Annotated in this window: 15 protein-coding genes and 1 riboswitch; of the genes, 7 read left to right on the top strand and 8 right to left on the bottom strand. The window is 63.3% G+C overall.

Annotation, left to right across the window (positions count from 1 at the left end; translation table 11 throughout):
- Positions 1-49 precede the first annotated feature (49 nt).
- From recN to ACI48D_RS13180, 4 genes are all read right to left on the bottom strand, one after another.
- Positions 50-1,714, bottom strand: a complete 1,665-nt coding sequence (gene recN, locus ACI48D_RS13165; protein WP_435571670.1) for a DNA repair protein RecN — start codon at positions 1,712-1,714, stop codon at positions 50-52.
- A gap of 37 nt (positions 1,715-1,751) precedes the next feature.
- Positions 1,752-2,654, bottom strand: coding sequence for an NAD kinase (locus ACI48D_RS13170; protein ID WP_435571671.1), 903 nt, complete (start codon positions 2,652-2,654; stop codon positions 1,752-1,754).
- A gap of 154 nt (positions 2,655-2,808) precedes the next feature.
- Positions 2,809-4,545, bottom strand: a complete 1,737-nt coding sequence (gene ltrA / locus ACI48D_RS13175) for a group II intron reverse transcriptase/maturase (protein ID WP_435571672.1) — start codon at positions 4,543-4,545, stop codon at positions 2,809-2,811.
- A gap of 677 nt (positions 4,546-5,222) precedes the next feature.
- Positions 5,223-6,167, bottom strand: coding sequence for a DUF3667 domain-containing protein (locus ACI48D_RS13180; protein ID WP_435571673.1), 945 nt, complete (start codon positions 6,165-6,167; stop codon positions 5,223-5,225).
- Between the two features lie 134 nt (positions 6,168-6,301).
- Here ACI48D_RS13180 and ACI48D_RS13185 point away from each other — a divergent pair, with 134 nt between their 5' ends.
- The 5 genes from ACI48D_RS13185 to ribB all read left to right on the top strand — a co-directional run bounded on the left by ACI48D_RS13185 (position 6,302) and on the right by ribB (position 9,894).
- Positions 6,302-6,625, top strand: coding sequence for a hypothetical protein (locus tag ACI48D_RS13185; RefSeq protein ID WP_435571675.1), 324 nt, complete (start codon positions 6,302-6,304; stop codon positions 6,623-6,625).
- The gene (locus ACI48D_RS13190) at positions 6,622-7,956 is read left to right on the top strand and encodes a PQQ-dependent sugar dehydrogenase (protein WP_435571676.1); all 1,335 of its coding nucleotides are present in this window, start codon (positions 6,622-6,624) and stop codon (positions 7,954-7,956) included. Before ACI48D_RS13185 ends, ACI48D_RS13190 begins: the two co-directional genes overlap by 4 nt.
- Positions 7,957-7,974: 18 nt before the next feature.
- Positions 7,975-8,403, top strand: coding sequence for an OsmC family protein (locus ACI48D_RS13195; RefSeq protein ID WP_435571677.1), 429 nt, complete (start codon positions 7,975-7,977; stop codon positions 8,401-8,403).
- 110 nt (positions 8,404-8,513) lie between these two features.
- Positions 8,514-8,927 carry a lactoylglutathione lyase gene (gene gloA, locus ACI48D_RS13200; protein WP_435571678.1) on the top strand — a complete coding sequence of 138 codons (414 nt, stop codon included), beginning with the start codon at positions 8,514-8,516 and terminating at the stop codon, positions 8,925-8,927.
- 57 nt (positions 8,928-8,984) lie between these two features.
- A riboswitch (FMN riboswitch) is annotated at positions 8,985-9,124 on the top strand.
- Positions 9,125-9,219: 95 nt separating this feature from the next.
- Positions 9,220-9,894: a 3,4-dihydroxy-2-butanone-4-phosphate synthase gene (gene ribB, locus ACI48D_RS13205; RefSeq protein WP_435571680.1), complete on the top strand. Its 675-nt coding sequence runs from the start codon at positions 9,220-9,222 to the stop codon at positions 9,892-9,894.
- Between the two features lie 48 nt (positions 9,895-9,942).
- Here the strand turns inward: ribB and ACI48D_RS13210 are convergent, their stop codons facing one another.
- The 4 genes from ACI48D_RS13210 to ACI48D_RS13225 all read right to left on the bottom strand — a co-directional run bounded on the left by ACI48D_RS13210 (position 9,943) and on the right by ACI48D_RS13225 (position 13,163).
- Positions 9,943-11,310, bottom strand: coding sequence for a TolC family outer membrane protein (locus ACI48D_RS13210; RefSeq protein WP_435571681.1), 1,368 nt, complete (start codon positions 11,308-11,310; stop codon positions 9,943-9,945).
- A 54-nt stretch (positions 11,311-11,364) separates the two neighbouring features.
- Positions 11,365-11,688, bottom strand: coding sequence for a rhodanese-like domain-containing protein (locus ACI48D_RS13215; RefSeq protein ID WP_435571682.1), 324 nt, complete (start codon positions 11,686-11,688; stop codon positions 11,365-11,367).
- Positions 11,689-11,706: 18 nt separating this feature from the next.
- A complete protein-coding gene (locus ACI48D_RS13220) occupies positions 11,707-12,360 on the bottom strand; it encodes a protein-L-isoaspartate O-methyltransferase family protein (protein ID WP_435571683.1) in 654 nt (217 codons plus the stop codon).
- Between the two features lie 161 nt (positions 12,361-12,521).
- Positions 12,522-13,163 (bottom strand): TetR family transcriptional regulator, encoded by a 642-nt coding sequence (locus ACI48D_RS13225; RefSeq protein WP_435571684.1) that lies wholly within the window; start codon positions 13,161-13,163, stop codon positions 12,522-12,524.
- Positions 13,164-13,248: 85 nt separating this feature from the next.
- On the opposite strand from ACI48D_RS13225, the gene ACI48D_RS13230 reads away from it, so the two are divergent.
- Complete coding sequence (locus ACI48D_RS13230; RefSeq protein WP_435571686.1) at positions 13,249-13,521, top strand: YkgJ family cysteine cluster protein; 273 nt, start codon at positions 13,249-13,251, stop codon at positions 13,519-13,521.
- 165 nt (positions 13,522-13,686) lie between these two features.
- Complete coding sequence (locus tag ACI48D_RS13235) at positions 13,687-14,520, top strand: undecaprenyl-diphosphate phosphatase (protein ID WP_435571688.1); 834 nt, start codon at positions 13,687-13,689, stop codon at positions 14,518-14,520.
- Positions 14,521-14,524: the final 4 nt, after the last annotated feature.

Here is a 14,524-nt window from a genome sequence, read left to right on the forward strand (position 1 = left end):
TTGGGTCCCGCCTGCGCGGGGACGACGGGTTAAATTACCTGCTCGAATTTCAGGACGCCAGCAGTTCGCGCGCGTGCTTGCGCGTGGTCTCGGTGATCTCGATGCCGCCCAACATGCGCGCCACTTCCTCCACCCGTTCCTTCTTGTCGAGCACATCGATGCGCGAGACCGTCCTGCCGTCGCCGGTCGCGCCCTTGGCCACCTGGAAGTGCTGGTTGGCCTGGCTCGCCACCTGCGGCAAGTGGGTCACGCACAGCACCTGGCGGCTGTGGCCGAGACGTTTCAACAGCCGCCCCACCACTTCCGCCACGCCGCCGCCGATGCCGGTGTCGACCTCATCGAAGATCAGGGTCGGCACCGTGGTGGCGTGCGAGGTGATCACGGCGATCGCCAGCGAGATGCGGGCCAGCTCGCCGCCCGAGGCCACCTTGGCCAGTGGACGCGGGGCGACGCCGGCGTGGCCGGCGACCAGGAACTCGACCTGCTCCAGGCCATACACCGCCGGCTCGCAGGGATTCAGCGCGACCACGAAGCGCCCGCCGCTCATCGACAGTTCCTGCATCGCTTCCGAGACCTGCTCGCTCAGGCGCTTGGCCGCTTCCTGGCGCGTGGCCGACAGCTTGCCGGCCGCTTCCAGGTAGACGGCCCTCGCCTTCTCTTCCTGGCGGCGCAGGCCTTCGACGTCGCTGGCGTCGGCCAGCTGGCGCAGCTTGGCCTTCAATGTGGCGTGCTCGTCCGGCAACTCGTCCGGCGTGACGCGGAACTTGCGGGCCGTGCTGTGGATCGCGTCCATGCGCGCATCGACCTGGGCCAGGCGCTCGGGATCGAGCTCGACCTTGTCGATGTAGTCGTTCAGCGCGTACACCGCTTCCTGCAGCTGGATGCGGGCCGGCTCCATGCAGTCGAGCACGGCTTGCAGGCCGGCATCGACGTCGGCCAGCTTGCCCAGCTTCTGGTTCAGCGAGGACAGCTGCGACAGGATCGGGTGCTCGGCTTCGGAGATGGCGTTCAGCGCTTCCTGCGCGCCCTCGAGCAGGCTAGCGGCGTGCGACAGGCGGCTGTGCTCGTTGGTGATCTCGGCCCACTCGCCCGGCTTGACGGCCAGCTTGTCGAGCTCGCCGACCTGCCATTCGAGCCGCTCGCGTTCGAGCAGCACGTTCTTGGCATTGGTCTCGAATTCCTCGCGCTGGCGGGCCAACGCGCGCCACGCCTTGTAGCAGCTGGCAACCGCCTGCACCTGGGCGGTGGACTCGGGATTGCGCACCGCGATCTGGTTGTCCAGCAGGGCGCGCTGGGCGTCCTGCTTGAGCAGCGACTGGTGCGCGTGCTGGCCGTGGATGTCGACCAGCAGCTCGCCCAGCTCGCGCAGCTGGCCGGCGGTGGCGGAGATGCCGTTGATGTAGGCCTTCGAGCGGCCGGCGTTGTCGATCACCCGGCGCAGCAGCGCGCCGCCCTCCTCGATGCCGAACTCGTGCTGTTCGAGCCAGGCGGTGGCGGCCGGCGTGAGGGCGAAGTCGGCGCTGATGTCGGCCTTGGCCGCGCCCTCGCGCACCATGCTGGCTTCGCCGCGTCCGCCCAGGGCCAGCTGCAGCGCATCGATCAGGATCGATTTGCCGGCGCCGGTCTCTCCGGTAAAGACCGTGAAGCCATTCGAGAACTCGAGTTCGATCGTGTCGACGATGACGAAGTCGCGGATGGAAAGTAGGCGCAACATGAAGAAACGGGTCTCCTGAAATCGGATTCTTGTGTGTTTATTTGAGCTTGCCGTCGCTGGACGGGTACTCGTTCCAGTGCAGCTTTTCGCGCAGGGTGTGGTAGTAGCTCCACCCTTCGGGATGCAGGAAGGTGATGGTGTCGGGCGAACGCGAGATCATGATCTGGTCGCCGTGCTGCAGGCTGGTAAAAGTCTGCATGTCGAAGTTCACGCTGATGTCGCGGCCATTCATGATCTCGACCACGATGTCGCTGGTGTCCGGCACCACGATCGGACGGTTCGACAGCGCGTGCGGCGCGATCGGCACCAGCACGATGCCGGCCAGGGTCGGATGCAGCAGCGGGCCGCCGGCCGACAGCGCGTAGGCGGTCGAGCCGGTGGGCGTGGAGACGATCAGGCCGTCCGAGCGCTGGTTGTACATGAAGGCGCCGTCCACCGTGACCTTCAGCTCGGCCATGCCGGCGCCGGAGCCGCGCGCCACCACCACGTCGTTCACCGCCATCGAGCAGTGGATCTCCTTGCCGTCGCGGACCAGGCGCGCCTCCAGCAGGGTGCGCTCCTCGGCCTTGGCCTTGCCATTGAGGATCTCGGCCAGCGCGGGGATCATGCGGCCGATCGGGATGTCGGTCATGAAGCCCAGGCGGCCCTGGTTGATGCCGATGAGGGGCACCTTGTAGCGGGCCAGCTGGCGCGCGATGCCCAGCATGGTGCCGTCGCCGCCGACCACGATGGCGGCGCTGGCGCGTTCGCCGATCTCGGCCACCGTGATCGCGGCTACGCCGTCCACCTTCACGTGGCCGGCGGTCTCGAGCTCCAGCACGGGCAGGTAGCCGGCGCCGCGCAGGAAGTCGACGATGGCCTGCACCGGCTCGTCGATGCCGGCGGTATGATGCCGCACGACCAGCGCGATGGTTTGTTGCGGTTCGGGCGTAGCGGGCATAAGGATCTCGGCGGTAATGAAAACGACACGGGGGAGATTAACCGATTCTCCCGGCTTCTGCCATCGGCCGCTCAGCAATTAGTCGGGTAGCAAGGCTGTGTTTCCACAGCCCCGCCCCCTCAGAACCGTACGTGCCAGTTTCCCGGCATACGGCTCAAGTTTCTACAAAGGCCCGTTTTACCGGACCCGGTTTCTCCAACTTGATTCCCTGGCTATGCACCTGCTTATGGCAAGTTTCATGCAACAGGACCTCGTTGGACGCTATCTCTTTGCCGCCCTTGCAGCGCTCAATGAGGTGATGCACATGCATGTCGCCGACCTCCAGTAACTGGTGACATACGAGGCATCGACCATGCTGAGACATCCACAGGTCGGCGATTCTTTTTCTGCCCTGGGTCGATTGCTCCATACGCCAGACCGCACGCTTCTCGAAGTATTCTTCCCAAGCAGGATCGTAGGGATTCGCATCCGCCTTGATCTTTTGATGACGCTCTATCGGAAGTTTTGCCGCGTGCCTTAACACCTTGTACGCAGGTTCGCCTTCCTCGGACAGGCCACCGACTCGGACTGCAAACATCCAGCTTCGCTCTCCGATCCGGTGGAAATACCGCTCTTTTATCCAGTTGTTGATTTTGTTCGGATGACGGCGTTTTGCCCATTGCCACAAACAGTACCAAATCTGGTTGTCCACATTCGAAAACGTATGCTTTGAAACCACGTGACGGTGATACCTGGCCCAGCCATCGATCACAGGATTCAACACCTCGATGACCTTTAACTGCGGCGCCGCACATAGTTCCCTTACAAGACCCCGCACCTTCTGCAGGAAAGCCTTGACGTTCTTCCTGGACGGCTTGATCAACAGCTTGCTGTTGTATCGCCTGATGTTCTGCCCAAGGAAGTCATACCCTTCCGTGATGTGACTGATCTTCGTCTTTTCGGGTGAAAGCAACAGTCCACGACCAGCAAGGAACTTCTCTACCGCTGGCCTGATCCGTTCTTCCAGCAATTCTCTGGTAACACCCGTGATGACGAAATCATCCGCGTAACGTACCAGGTTCACTTTCGCCTTCTTGCATTGTTCCTTGCTCCCGAGTGCATCCCTGAGAGCCTGTTCCAATCCATTCAGCGCAAAGTTCGCCAGCACCGGACTGATGACCCCGCCTTGCGGCGCTCCTTTCTGCGTCGGTGCGAATACGTTCCTTTCCAAGTAACCGGCTTTCAGCCATTTCCTCAATATGCTCGCGTCCATCGGGACATTGGCGAGCAACCAGTCATGGTCGATGCTATCGAAGCAGCCTTGAATATCTGCTTCGAAAATCCACTCCGCCGAGCGACGCGCTCCTCTGCTGTCGTCCGGATTTCCGTGATAGCGCGCGTTCAAATAACACTGCGCGATCGCATCATGGGTGGAGCGAGCCTTGCGGAACCCATACGATTGTTCATCGGAGACCGTTTCGGACACAGGATCCAGCGCCAGCAAGTACAAGGCTTGCATGGCCCGGTCCCGCATCGTCGGGATGCTCAGGGGCCGCATTTTCCCGTTACTCTTCGGGATATATATCCGTTTGAGCGGCAAAGGCTGATACCCCCGCCTCTTCAACGAATACACCGCGTCCATCTTGGTTTCCGGAGTCGACCATGTTGCGCCATCCACTCCGGGCGTGCGTTTGCCCTGGTTTTCAGTTACCCGCCGTACGGCCAACGCTTTGCCGTAAAACGAGCTGGTCAGCAGCCTTTGCAAGGCTTTCACCTTGTTCCAGCGCTTTTCCTGAGTCGCCTTCACGATACGGGTCTGCATTCTCCTGACATGCCTGTACGCCTCGGCCCAATCGATTCCGTGCCAAGGTGTCGTCATGTCGGCAAGCGCACACGTCGACTGCCCGCTCATTTGCCTTCCTGCCTTCGAAGATTATGCAAACGCTCTCGTGACGAGAAACCAGCTGGAAGTCTGCCCGCTTTCGCGTTGGGTGACTCCGGTGTGACCCTGCACCCATATCCGGACCATTACAGCCCGGCCTTTACTTTCTCCAGCCTCCTTTACCCGCCTACCCAACAGTGTTCCTCACGGTCCACCTGCCCGAGGGCAGATAGACGGGCTTACCCTGTTCCGCAATTTCAACAGAATGGCCAGGTTCCTTCTTTACGCCGGGGATCGTTATCGTCTGCGTGCTCCCTAGCCAGACGGGATACACCAGGTCCCATAGCTTTTGCCCTCAGCCTTTCAGCATCTTTGGCTGGACTGTATGCTCACGACGCTTGCAAAGGTTCACTTACGTTAACCATCTTCCATTCAAGCCAGGCCCAGCTCTCCGCGTGATGCTCGCAGAGGTCCTCATACCTCGCGGTATGATTTAGGTCTTTCGACCGCGGTACCTTGTCCCTGAAGCTTCGCACCCAGCCGTTACCAGCCACGCACGTTCAGGTAGGCTACTGCTGGCAGAACAGCAGGTCCTGTCATCCTTTCCTACCGGAAGCAGGACGGTTGAAACAGCGACTTTTCAGGTCGCACCTGTACAAACGCACAGTATATTTGGGCGGCGCAGATCCGGCAAGATTCGCAGGAACTTAATGGGATGCCCCGATCCCCACCGTGCCGGCGATGGCGACGGTCAATGCCGTCAGGTGCAGGAACATTAGCACGCCCCACCGCAGCGCCGTGAGCTTGCGCGAGCCGCCATACACCCGCCGCATCGCGATCGGCAGGTAGAAGGCCAGCCACAGGAACAGCAGCTTGCCGGCGAAAGGAATCACCGCCGGCGTCAGGAGGATGAGGGCGAGCATCAGGAAAGCAAACGCATTCGTGTGCAGCGCGAACAACAGGTGCTCGCCGTAGCGCTTGCCGGAGCCCAGGTACAGTATCTTCAGGAACAAGGCGAACAGCGGCATCATGGCGAACACGGCGTACGGCGCGTAACCGAAGAAGGCCTTCTTGAACCTGGCACCGTCCTCGTCGGTGGCGGCGTCGACGATTTTTTCGATCAGCGCCTCGAAGCCCGATTTCTCTTCATCGCGGTCGTTCGGCGCCTTGTCCGCATCCGCGGCCTTGTCGTCGCCCTCGTTCTCATCCGGCCTGGCGCTTGTGCTTGCTTCGAGCCTGGCCGCGGGCGCGGGCGCCGCATGTTTCTTGTCCTGTGGATCGACCTGGACCACCGGAACACCCTTCAGCTTGACGTCGCCGATATGGTGATCCTCGCCCATGAACTTAAACACGGCAAAGAAGATCAGACTGAAGCTCAGGTAGACACGCAGCGGTTCGATGTAGCGCACACGGCGGCCGTGCAAGTATTCGAGGCTCAGTTGGCCGGGCTTGAACAGCAGCAGCTTCATCGTCTGCAGCAGCTTGCCCTCCAGCGCAACGTAATGGCCGATGAATTCATGCAGGAATTCGCGGGTGCTGGGCGGATGCAGCACGGTCGCCTGTCCGCATTCGTGGCAGAAGTTTCCGGACACGGTGGCCCCGCAATTCGCGCAGGCGCTGGCGGCATGATGGAGGACGGCTTCAGAATTCACGGCAATTCCCGGCACTGGCACACAAACCCCCATGTTAAACAGGTAATTGCAAAAAAGCATCATCCAATTGCGCGACCCGCTTCAGGTCAGCGCGTTAGGATTTAAGCAATTTGAGCAATGTCGAGGAGTATGCCATGGTGGAAGAAGCCAAAGACCGCGTCGTCAACACCGACCGCAAGATCGAGGAGCAGGACTACAAGCGCGAACCGCACGAGCGCGACGAGTCGCCGGACGGCCAGAGCGTCAAGCCGCGCGGCATCATGCAGCAGGCTGCTTCGGACCTGGAACAAGGCCTGGTCGATACCGAGAACTACGAAGGCCGCGGCACCCCGGGGATCGAACAGGCGGTGCAGCCGAAACCGGGCGCCACCGGCCAGGCCGATCCCCTGCCGGAGCGCAATCGCGACATGCGCGACCACGATTCGGTGGTCCCCGTCGACGAAGGAAAGAACCGGTGAACCTGCGCGCCCTGGCGGCGGCCCTGCTGGGCGCCGCCGGCCTGGGCGCGTGCGCCGGGCCGGAAGTCTCGCAGCAGCCGCCAGCCGGGGGATATGCGCCCGGCTTTGGTCCCAATCCGACCCTGCCGGCGCCCGAACATTCGCTGATCCCGACGCTGAACATCGCACCGGCCGAGCCCTGGCCGAAGGGCACCCACCCGACTCCGGCCGCCGGGCTGGCCGTCACCGCCTACGCCAGCGGCCTCGATCACCCGCGCTGGCTATACGTGCTGCCGAACGGCGACGTGCTGGTCGCGCAAAGCAACAAGCCGGACAATGGGCCCAAGGAAAAAGGGATCCGCGCCATGGTCCAGGGGATCGAGCAGAAGCGCGCCGGCGCGGGCGTCGAGTCCCCCAACCGCATCATCCTGCTGCGCGGCCTGAAGGCCGACGGCACGGCGGAAACCCGCACCGTGTTCGCGCAGGGCCTGAATTCGCCTTTCGGCATGACCCTGGTCGGCAACGACCTGTACGTCGCGAATGCCGACGCGCTGTGGCGCTTCCCGTACAGGACCGGCGAGACCGTCCTCAGCGGCAAGGGCAGCAAGGTGCTCGACCTGCCGTCCGGGATCAACCATCACTGGACCAAGAACGTGGTGGCCTCGCCCGACGGCAGGAAGCTGTACATCACCGTCGGCTCGAACAGCAACGTCGCCGAGAACGGCATGGAGATCGAACAGGGCCGCGCCGCGATCTGGGAAGTCGACATCGGCAGCGGCAAGAGCCGCATCTATGCTTCCGGCCTGCGCAACCCGAACGGCATGGATTTCCAGCCGCAGACCAAGGCCTTGTGGACCGCCGTCAACGAACGCGACGAACTGGGCAAGGACCTGGTGCCGGACTACATGACGGCCGTGAAGGACGGCGCCTTCTACGGCTGGCCCTACAGCTACTACGGCCAGCACGTCGACACCCGCGTCAAGCCGCAGAAGCCGGACCTGGTCGCCAGGGCGATCCCGCCCGACTACGCGCTCGGCGCGCACACGGCCTCGCTGGGCCTGGCCTTCTACGACGCCGACCTGATGCCGCAGTTCAGGAACGGCGCGCTGATCGGGCAGCACGGCTCGTGGAACCGCAAGCCGCATTCCGGCTACAAACTGATCTTCGTACCCTTCACCGACGGCAAGCCGAGCGGCCCGCCGCGGGACGTGCTGACCGGCTTTTTGAGCCGCGACGGCAAGGCCTACGGGCGTCCGGTCGGCGTCGTGGTCGACAAGCAGGGCGCGATCCTGCTGGCGGACGACGTCGGCAACGTGGTCTGGCGGATCACGCCAGCAACATTAACCAAATGAGCAAAAGGAGTTACTCAAATGATCAAACGTAAGGGAAGCGCCGTCTGGAGCGGCGGACTGAAGGACGGTAAGGGCACGGTCTCGACCCAGAGCGGCGTGCTGAACCAGAGCCAGTACGGTTTCAACACCCGCTTCGAGGACGGTGCCGGTACCAACCCGGAAGAGCTGCTCGCGGCGGCCCATGCCGGCTGCTTCACGATGGCACTGTCGGCCCAGCTGGGTGAAGCCGGCATGACCGCGCAGAAGCTGGAAACCACGGCCACCGTCTCGCTCGACAAGGCCGACGGCGGCTTTGCGATCCCGGCCGTTCACCTCGACCTGGTCGCCACCATCCCGGGCGCCAACGAGCAGGCGTTCCAGGAAGCGGCCCGCAAGGCCAAGGAAGGCTGTCCGGTGTCCAAGCTGTTCAACGCCAACATCACGCTGGATGCCAAATTGCAGGCTTGATCCAGGCAGGGTGGGCACGGTGTGCCCACCTACGTTAGCGGTGTCGGCAAAGATTCGCTCGAGCGCATAAAATCGGCGCTTTCCTTTTCTTCCACCAGGAACAACAAACAATGCGCATTCTGCACACCATGTTACGCGTCGGCGACCTGCAGCGCTCCATCGACTTCTACACCAAGGTGCTCGGCATGAAGCTGCTGCGCACCAGCGAGAACCCGGAATACAAGTACACATTGGCCTTCGTCGGCTACGGCAACAACCCGGACCACGCCGAACTCGAGTTGACCTACAACTGGGGCACCGACAAGTACGAGATGGGCACCGCCTACGGCCACATCGCGATCTCGACCGAAGACATTTATACGACCTGCGATCAGGTGCGAGCAAACGGCGGCAACATCACCCGCGAACCGGGCCCGGTCAAGGGCGGCCGCACCGTGATCGCCTTCATCACCGATCCGGACGGCTACAAGGTCGAGCTGATCGAACGCGCCGACAATGCCGGCGGCGGCGGCCTGAGCAGCTAAAACGGCCGGGGCCGGCAGGCTTTTGGCGGCCCTGCTACAATCTTTCTCAACAACCAAATACGTCTTCGGGGCGGGGTGCGATTCCCCACCGGCGGTATGGCCATCACGGCCGAGCCCGCGAGCGCCTGCCATGCAGGGTCAGCAGACCTGGTGAGAAGCCAGGGCCGACGGTATAGTCCGGATGAAAGAAGATGTGCGTTATTACGTGTCCTGCTGCCGTTTCGGCATGCGGCGCCGCGTCGTTTCGCTTTGCCCTGATGCGTTCCTTTTTAAAATGGCGAGGAGCGTCTCAATGACCAGCAACACCACCAGCAGCATCCACACCTTCACTCTCGAAAGCAGCGACCTGGAAGGCCGCATCGCCGCCGCCGTCGAGGCCACGCGCGCCGGCATTCCCGTGATCCTGCTCGACGACTTCGACCGTGAGAACGAGGCCGACCTGATCGTCGCCGCCGAAAAACTCACGGTGGAAACCATGGCCGTGATGATCCGCGAATGCAGCGGCATCGTCTGCCTGTGCCTGTCCGCCGACAAGGTGCGCGCCCTCGACCTGCCTCCCATGGCGCAGGAAAACGGCAGCCGCTACGGTACCCCGTTCACCGTCTCGATCGAGGCGCGCGAAGGCGTCACCACGGGCGTCTCGGCCCAGGACCGCGTGACCACGATCCGCGCCGCCATCGCCGCTGACGCCAAGCCCGCCGATCTGGTACGCCCGGGCCACGTGTTCCCGCTGCGCGCCAACCCGGCCGGGGTGCTGGGCCGCAAGGGCCACACCGAAGGCTCGGTCGACCTGGCCATCCTGGCCGGCCTGCAGCCGTCCGCCGTGCTGTGCGAGCTGATGACCGAAGACGGCAGCATGATGCGCGGCGCGGCGATCGAACGCTTCGCGCGCGCGCGCGGCTATCCGATCCTGACGATTGCCGAGCTGATCGAGTGGCGCACGCGGCTGGAGCAGAAGGCGGCTTAGTAAAACCTGGATCCCCGCCTGCGCGGGGACTTACGGCTGCGCGGGGACTTACGGCTGCGACAGCAGCGCATTGATCGGCTGCAGGTCTTCCTCGCGCAGCGAACCGGCTGCCGCCTTCAGCTTCAGGCCGGCCAGGATGGTGTTGTAGCGTGCCTTGGCCAGGTCGGTACGGGTCTGGTACAGCTGGCGCTGGGCATTCAGCACGTCGATGTTGATGCGCACGCCGACCTGGTAACCCAGCTTGTTCGATTCCAGCGCCGAGTTGCTCGACACTTCGGCCGCTTCCAGCGCCTTCACCTGGGCCAGGCCCGAGTTCACGCCGAGGAAGGACTGGCGCGCCACCAGCGCGGCGTTGCGGCGGTTCGCTTCCAGGTCGTTCCTCGCCTTGTCTTCCAGGGCGATCGATTCGCGCACGCGGCTGGTGACGGCGAAGCCGCTGAAGATCGGGATGCTGTAGGCGATGCCGATCGCGTTGTTGGTGGTGCGGCCCGACTGGCCCGTGAACTCGCCGTTGACGTTGCGATGCTGCGAGCTCGCCACCAGGTCCAGGGTCGGGTAATGGCCGGCGCGGTTCTTCGAGATGTCGCGCTTGGCCGATTCCAGCTGCAGCTGGGCCACCGACACGGCGTAGTTCTGGTTCTCGGCGGCCGACACCCACTGGTCGACGTTGACCGGCTGCGGCGCGGTCAGGTTCACGCCGGTGCGCAGGGTCGCCAGCGCGCTAGGGGGCGTGCCGATGATCGCCTGCAGTGCGGTCTTCTTGGTCTCCAGGTCGTTGACCGCGGCGATCTCCTGCGAGACCACCAGGTCGTAGGCGGCCTGGGCTTCATGGGTATCGGTGATGGTCTGGGTACCGACTTCGAAGTTGCGCTTCGCCGAGGCCAGCTGCTCGGTCACGGCTTCCTTCTGGGCGCGGGTCGAGGCCAGGGTGTCCTGGGCCGCCAGCACGTCGAAGTAGGCCTGGGCCACGCGGGTGATCAGGTCCTGCTGGGCCTGGGCGAACTGGGCTTCCGAAATCGCCTGCTGCAGCTTGCTCTGCTGGTAGGTTTCCCAGCGGTCCCAGCGGAACAGCGGCTGCGCCAGCTGGACAGTGATGTCCTTGGTGGTCAGGTGCGGGCCGCCCGAGGCCACGGTGCCGGTAATGTTGCCGTTCGCGTCGCGGATCGGCTGGCCTTCGTTGAACGGCGAATAATCGTTGTTGTTGCGGGTGATGTTACCCGACGCGCTGACAGTAGGCAGCAAGCCCGCACGTCCCTGAGTAATGCGTTCCCTTCCCGCCGCGGCGGAAGCGCGCGCGCTCGCATAGGTGGCGTCATTCGCCAGCGCCTGCTGGTACACCTGGAGCAGATCGGCCGCCTGGGCGTTGAGCGAGAAGAACGCGCTGGCCAACAGCACGGCGATGAGGGGTTTCTGCATTACTTTCTCCGTCGGAGTCATCAATAGTCAAGGACGCAGGCCGCCGATGTCTGCTCAGTACTTCGGCATCGAAGGGTCGACCTGCACGGCCCAGGCGTGTACGCCGCCTGTCAAATTCGTAATCTTTTCAAATCCGTTACGTTCCAGGAAAGCCGCCACCTGCATGCTGCGCGCGCCGTGGTGGCACACGCAGACGATTTGCTGGTCATCGTCCAGTTCGCCGACGCGGATCGGAATCAGGTTCATCGGGATCTGGGTCGAGCCCGCGATATGGCAGGTCTCGAATTCCCAGTTTTCCCGCACGTCGAGCAGCAGCGGCTTCGGACGCGACGGGTCGGCCAGCCAGGCTGCCAATTCAGGTGCGGTGATGTGCTCCATCGCTTTGCCTTCTTTCCTTCAGAACTGGAAGTGCGACACCGCCGGCGCGCCGGCCAGGTACTTCACATTGGTCTCGAACACCTTTACCGTGGTCCAGCTGTTCTCGCCGGTGCGGGTGACGATGTTGAATTCCATGGCCGGCGCTTCGCCGACGATGGCGGCGATGCGGCCACCCACCTTCACCTGGGTCAGGAAGGCTTCCGGCAGCACTTCGAGTGCGCCCGAGATCACGATCACGTCGTACGGCGCGCCCTTGCTCCAGCCTGCGGCGCCATTGCCGAGTTCCACCGACACATTGCCGATGCCGGCCTTGGCCAGGTTCTTCTCGGCCAGTTCCTTGATCTGTGGATTCAGTTCCACGGTGGTGACCTTGGCCGCGCGGTGCGCCATCAAGGCTGCCATGTAAGCCGAGCCGGTGCCGATTTCGAGCACGGTCTCATGCTTTTTCAGGCCGATGTCCTGCAGGATGCGCGCCTCAAGTTTCGGGCTCAGCATCGCCTCGCCGCCCGGCAGCGGGATCTCGACGTCCGCGAAGGCCAGGTTCTGGTACGCGGCCGGCACGAACTGTTCGCGCTTGACCACGTGCAGCAGGTCGAGGATGTCAGTGTCCAGCACGTTCCAGGGGCGGATCTGCTGTTCGATCATGTTGAAGCGGGCTTGTTCGATATTCATGTTGGTGTTCGGCGGAAAAAGAAATAATCCGATATTTTATCGTTGAACGGCCTCGGGAACATATCTTAGCGATATGGCACCCGAGACCACGGGAAATTGCGACAGTCTGCAGTTTAAAAGGGATGAACGCCGGAAAACGGCATCTTGACGCGACAGGTCGCTCACGCGGCGGGCGGCAGCAGGCCGTGCAGGGCCATGTCGAGGAAGGTGTCGAGGAAGGCCTGCGGCTCCAGTTCGGCACGCGGACAGGGGCCGACCGAATGCTTCCAGGTGATCAGCATGAGCATGGGCGCAATCAGCACCTGGGTCATCAGGTGGACGTCGATCGGCCGGAACTCGCCGCGTTCGATGCCGCGCTCGAGCATGCTCGACATGGTCCTGGTGCCGCGGTTGATGACCTCTTCCTGGTAGAACCGGGCCAGTTCGGGAAAATTATCGGCCTCGGCGGTAACCAGCTTGATGATGCCGGAAGCCTTGGTGGCGCCCAGGCGCTGCCACCAGGAATGGATCAGGTGGCGCAGCAGTTCCGCGCTGTGGCCTTCGAATTCGGCGACCGAGACTTCGGCCTCGCCGATGACCGGCACGATGCTGCTGCGGACCACGGCCTTGAACAGTTCTTCCTTGTTCTCGTAATACAGGTACAGGGTGCCCTTCGAGACCCCGGCGCGGCGCGCGACGTCTTCCAGGCGTGTGGCGGCGTAGCCACGTTCGACGAACAGGTCGATGGCTGCCTCGAGCAACTCCTGGGGCCGCGCGTCTTTACGGCGTTCCCAGCGTGGCTTGGCTTCGAATGGGCATGGCATGCTTCTGTCCGACAACTAACTGTTGAGTCAGGAAATATAGACCCGGCGCTGGGGGCAGTCAAGCGATGCAGAGTATACTTGGCGCATGACGTCCCCGCCCTCCCCCATCGACTGCCGCCCCGGCTGCGGCGCCTGCTGCATCGCGCCCTCGATCAGCTCGCCGATTCCCGGTATGCCGAACGGCAAACCGGCTGGCGTGCGCTGCGTGCAGCTGGACGAACACAACGGTTGCAGGATCTTTGGGCAAGCGGAGCGGCCCAGGGTCTGCGGCAGCCTCCAGCCTTCGCGGGAGATGTGCGGCGACTCAAGCGGACAGGCGATGTTTTACCTGGCGGAGCTGGAACGGCTGACGGCGTGAGGCCGGCGACCGCGGCGGACTCTTGCCTGCGGCAAAAAAGCCACCACCTATTGCTGGTAACTCGACGGTAGGCCCCCTGGCCGTGGTAAGCTTGCGCCCTGCTTGCCGCAGCACCACAGTATCCCTTCCCCGTCAGCATCCCAACCAACTCAAACTAATAACTTCATGGACATCATTCTCGCCCTGAAAGCGATCATCATGGGCCTCGTCGAGGGCTTCACCGAGTTCCTGCCGATTTCCTCCACCGGCCACCTGATCCTGGCTGGCAGCCTGATCAACTTCACGGGCGAAGTCGCCAAGGTGTTCGAAATCGCGATCCAGGCCGGCGCCATCTTCGCCGTGATGTGGGAGTACCGCGCGCGCATCGGCACCGTGCTGGGTGGCCTGGGCTCGGACCCGCGCCAGCAGAAGTTCGCGCTGAATCTGGTGGTCGCGTTCCTGCCGGCGGCCGTGCTCGGCCTGCTGTTCAGCAAGGCGATCAAGGCCCACCTGTTCGCGCCGGCGCCGGTCGCCTTTGCCTTCATCATCGGCGCGCTGGTGATCCTGTGGGCCGAGCGCCGCCACAAGGTGGTGGCGGGTGCGCACCGCATCGAAACCGTGGACGACATGAGCATGGTCGACGCACTGAAGGTCGGCTGCGCCCAGTGCTTCGCCCTGATCCCGGGCACCAGCCGCTCGGGCGCCACCATCATCGGCGGCATGCTGTTCGGCCTGTCGCGCAAGGCGGCCACCGAATTCTCGTTCTTCCTCGCGATCCCGACGCTGCTGGCGGCCACCGTGTACTCGGTGTTCAAGGCGCGCCACGAGCTGCACACGACCGACCTGCCGCTGTTCCTCATCGGCGGCCTGGCGGCCTTCGTTTCCGCCTTCCTGTGCGTGCGCTGGCTCTTGCGCTTCATCAGCACGCACGACTTCACGGGATTCGCCTGGTACCGTATCGTGTTCGGCATCCTCATTCTGGTCACGGCGCATTTCGGCTGGGTGATCTGGGCCGACTAACCTG

It is taken from the genome of Massilia sp. LXY-6, assembly GCF_051233485.1.
GTDB lineage: Bacteria > Pseudomonadota > Gammaproteobacteria > Burkholderiales > Burkholderiaceae_D > Telluria.